5 protein-coding genes are annotated in these 3,744 nt (G+C 51.4%); all 5 read left to right on the top strand.

The genetic code is table 11. The features are described from left to right. The coding region (locus tag AC2VLY_RS03815) for a TonB-dependent receptor (RefSeq protein ID WP_486921790.1) at window positions 1–1,407 on the top strand (1,407 nt) is incomplete at its 5' end. A gap of 67 nt (window positions 1,408–1,474) precedes the next feature. Further along, window positions 1,475–2,152, top strand: coding sequence for a MotA/TolQ/ExbB proton channel family protein (locus AC2VLY_RS03810; protein ID WP_486921789.1), 678 nt, complete (start codon window positions 1,475–1,477; stop codon window positions 2,150–2,152). Between the two features lie 3 nt (window positions 2,153–2,155). Further along, window positions 2,156–2,548 carry an ExbD/TolR family protein gene (locus tag AC2VLY_RS03805; RefSeq protein ID WP_300251277.1) on the top strand — a complete coding sequence of 131 codons (393 nt, stop codon included), beginning with the start codon at window positions 2,156–2,158 and terminating at the stop codon, window positions 2,546–2,548. Next, window positions 2,545–3,261, top strand: a complete 717-nt coding sequence (locus AC2VLY_RS03800; protein ID WP_486921788.1) for a TonB family protein — start codon at window positions 2,545–2,547, stop codon at window positions 3,259–3,261. Before AC2VLY_RS03805 ends, AC2VLY_RS03800 begins: the two co-directional genes overlap by 4 nt. Window positions 3,262–3,364: 103 nt before the next feature. Then, on the top strand, window positions 3,365–3,744 hold a 380-nt coding region (locus tag AC2VLY_RS03795), incomplete at its 3' end, for a DUF7800 domain-containing protein (protein WP_486921787.1).

Below are 3,744 nucleotides of genomic sequence, written 5' to 3'. Positions count from 1 at the left end.
AACAATCAACGCTTCAACTATTATAATGGTGCCACAGCAGCGCAAATTACTCAATATGGACAGGATTACAACAGTTATACCAGCAATCCTCTACTCCCGGACGGCAAGGCCAATTATAATTACACGGGATATAACTATAATCAGTACCTGAACTGGCTGGGCTACGCCAAATATGAAGGCGAAATTGGCAAGGTCAAGTTTTCCGATCAATTATACTATTACTACGGAAATGGATTCAGCGCCAGCGCAACTACATATACCCAGACACTACTGACACCAGCAGGGACGATTGGCAGATTTTCTCCTGCGAGGAATGGCGTTTTACTGGGAAATAGCGTTAACAATACTCATCGCTGGGGGAATCTGGCCCGTATCATCTATCCGCTTGGTCCGGTCAGCACAGAACTGGGTTTCTGGTTCAATCATAATAATACACTGCACGATTCCCGTTATTTCAGTGCCAGCAATACCTATCTTGGATCTTCCTATTCGGAGCCGGTGGTCACCAACACCTATCAGCCCTATATCAATTTAACTTACAAGCCTGTTGATGCACTTACCCTGGCAGCTGGTTTTAAATATCTTTATGTCACCCGGGATTTTAAAAATACAGTGGCTCTGGCGCAAAACAAGCCTGGTCAATTCAATGTAAATTTCGGCTCGGCATTACCTTCTGTGGGTGCCAACCTGCGCATCACCGACAATTGGCATGCATTTGCCAATTTTACCCAAAATACCAATCCCCCTGGATACAACCAGTTTTATACCGGAACCTACAATGCCGAGCTAAAACCTCAGAAAGCCAACACTTACAGTGTCGGTACACACTGGGATATTGGACCCTGGAGTTCCAGTCTGCAGGCCTTCCGCGTCGATTTCCAGAACTACATTTTAAGTACGACCATACTGGTTGGATCGCTGAATCAGACTGTGCTGGCAAACGCGGGCACGGCCATCAATCAGGGCCTCTCCTGGCAGAATAACGTTGTCCTGAACGACATTTTCAGTGCCTACGCCAACTTCGGCGTCCTCGACGCCCGTTTAACCTCGTCTCATCAGCCTTTTCCCTATGCTCCGCATCATACCGAGGCACTGGGGCTGATTGCCCGTTACCATGGCCTGAGAGCAACAGTTTCCCTCCATGAGATGGGGCAGTCGTACTATAACCTGGGTGGTAAATTCCTGCCTTTGGGTAGCCGTTTCTTTGCAGACGCTTCTCTACGTTACACATTCAGAAATGCGCCCCTTGGCCAGTCTCTGGGCTTCAAGAACGTCACTGCCAGTCTGAATCTGAACAATTTGTTTGATCGCCGGTTTGTGCAGAGCTATACCGGCAGCAGTAGCAATCCAAATCTGAAACTCAATCTCCCTACCAATGTTTATGCGACCATTGATGCCACTTTCTAGGCATTAAATAACCGAATCAGCCTCTCCTTGTGATTTTGGAGAGGCACTTTTACAAGAGAGAACCAAGATGGACTTTTCAACAATAGCCAGCGTTGCCGCCAAATCCGGCGGTATTCTTTATATCATGCCTGTACTCCTCTTGATCGTTTTATGGGTGAGCATAGAGCGTTTTTTGTTTTTAAGCCGCATGAGTCGCCTCGGAGAAAAAATGGCGAGCGCCCTGGAACAGCTTCCGGACATTAAGGAGCAAAGCCTGCGCCCTCTCGCAGATTCTGCGGAATTTCCTTTTCGCGCTTTGCTCCAGGTCCCTATCCGTTTCCCCAATATCAAGGACAGCGCACAGCTTTCCGAGATTCTTCAGGAAGCGGTCATGCGTCAGGTCCCTTTGCTGGATAAGCGTCTTTGGCTCCTGGATACCACGGTTACCCTGGCTCCTTTGCTGGGTCTTCTGGGTACCATTATCGGGATGTTTCATGCTTTTCAGATTTTAAATGATGTGGCCAACAATCCCACAGCCATTACCGGAAGCGTCGCTGAAGCACTGATGACCACTGCAGCCGGTCTGGTCATCGCCATTATCGGTCTGGTCAGTTTTAATGGCCTGCAAAACCAGATGCGCTTTGTTGTTCATCAAATGGAAACCTTGCGCAGCATGCTCATCAATCGTTTGTCCGGACTGGACCATAGTCATGCCCTGAATAATACCGAGACCCAACCGGTCATTTATGCGGCGAAAGAGGCCTGAGTCATGCAATACCTCGAAATGAAAAAAGGACGTGTCGAGATTATCCCGATGATTGATATCATGCTATTTTTGCTGATCTTCTTCATCATGATCACCGTCCACATGATCCCCAGCCAAGGGCTACCAGCGCACCTTCCCGGTTCCAGTTCTGCCCAGGAATTACCCAAGCCTAAAGTGGTATTGACCCTGCATACCGATGGCACCCTGGAATTCAAGGACAAAACCATCAGCCTCCAGGATCTCGAAGCCCAATTGCGCCAGGGAAACCCATCAGAAACCCAGGTAACCATTGCCGCTGATAAGGGCGCCGACATTCAGGCGCTGGTAAAAGTCATGGATGCCTGCCGTCATGCCGGGGTCACCGCAATCGGCCTTGCCGCCAAACCCGTGTCATGATGTCCGCAGATTTGCGTCCGCTGGGAAGTCTGGTCAAGGCGCCAAGCGGTAACGGCAACCTCAAGGCGCTGATGATTGCCGCCGCCATTGAATCGGCTTTTGTCGCCGTGCTGATCTGGCAAAGCGCAACACAGCCCCCCCCACCGGCAGCCATCAATGCCCCCGTTACCATCAGCCTGGTGCCACCCGCTCCGCCCAAACCATTACCACCCACGCCCAAGCCAAAGGTACAACCAAAGCCTGTACCGCGACCGACTCCACGACCAACGCCACGGCCGGTTCCACACCCTGTTGCCAAACCGCAGGAGAAAATTCCGGTGCCCCCATCACCATTGCCCAGCCCGGTGCAAGCTCCGGCACCCAAAGTCATAGCGACACCACCGCCTCCCCTGCAGAGTCCTGCTCCGGTGAGCCCGGCCGTGCGCGAAGACTATCTGGCACAAGTGAAAGGCGCCATTCAGGCAGCAGTCCGTTTTCCGGAATCTGCAAAAATGCTGGGTGAAAATGGACGGGTACAGTTGCACTTTTTCCTTCATAACGGCCAGATTAGTGACGTGAAAATCATGCAAAAAGGAAGTATGAGTACCTTCGATAGTGCCGCTATTGCTGCTTTGCGCAATGCGCGCCTGCCCACCGTCCCCGCAGGTCTCAAGGACAAAATCTTCGATTTGAGCATCTCGGTGGAGTTCAAACTCAGTGGTCAAGACGAATAGCTCATAACAGAAACCGTCCCTGATGATTGCAGCGACCATGGCTACGGCCACGGAAGCCCAAACATCCGGAGCAAATATCCTATCCAAAAGGGAGCCAATACCGATGTACATTTCACGCAGAAATTTTATAGCCCGATCGGGGCTGGGCTTAGGGCTGGGCCTCAGCCTGCCCGTGACCGCTTTCGCCATGCAGGTACCTGCGCGTGCCACGAGCCTGCATGCCGGACCCATGACCGGATATCCGGCGCAACGCTCGGCGAGTATCTGGCTGCAAACCATGGGGCCTGCCAAAGTAAGTATCGCTTATTGGCCTGTCCAGCAGCCGCATTTACGGGAAAGCAGCAGCGAAATGAGCACCAGCGCCAGGGAGTTTTATACCGCCTTGCTCAACTTGGATGACCTTGCCCCGAATACAACCTACCAAACTGAAATACAATTGGACGGCAAAACCTGGAGCGGAAAAAATCTGCAAATACATACCCC

Source organism: Acidithiobacillus sp. TH-A36 (genome assembly GCF_057473445.1).
This window is presented reverse-complemented; position numbering and strand designations above follow the sequence as displayed.

Bases quoted from the DNA above. Each gene is read 5' to 3' on its own strand.
- AC2VLY_RS03805 (WP_300251277.1), top strand. From the start codon at position 2,156: ATGCAATACCTCGAAATGAAAAAAGGACGTGTCGAGATTATCCCGATG.
- AC2VLY_RS03810 (WP_486921789.1), top strand. From the start codon at position 1,475: ATGGACTTTTCAACAATAGCCAGCGTTGCCGCCAAATCCGGCGGTATT.
- AC2VLY_RS03800 (WP_486921788.1), top strand. From the start codon at position 2,545: ATGATGTCCGCAGATTTGCGTCCGCTGGGAAGTCTGGTCAAGGCGCCA.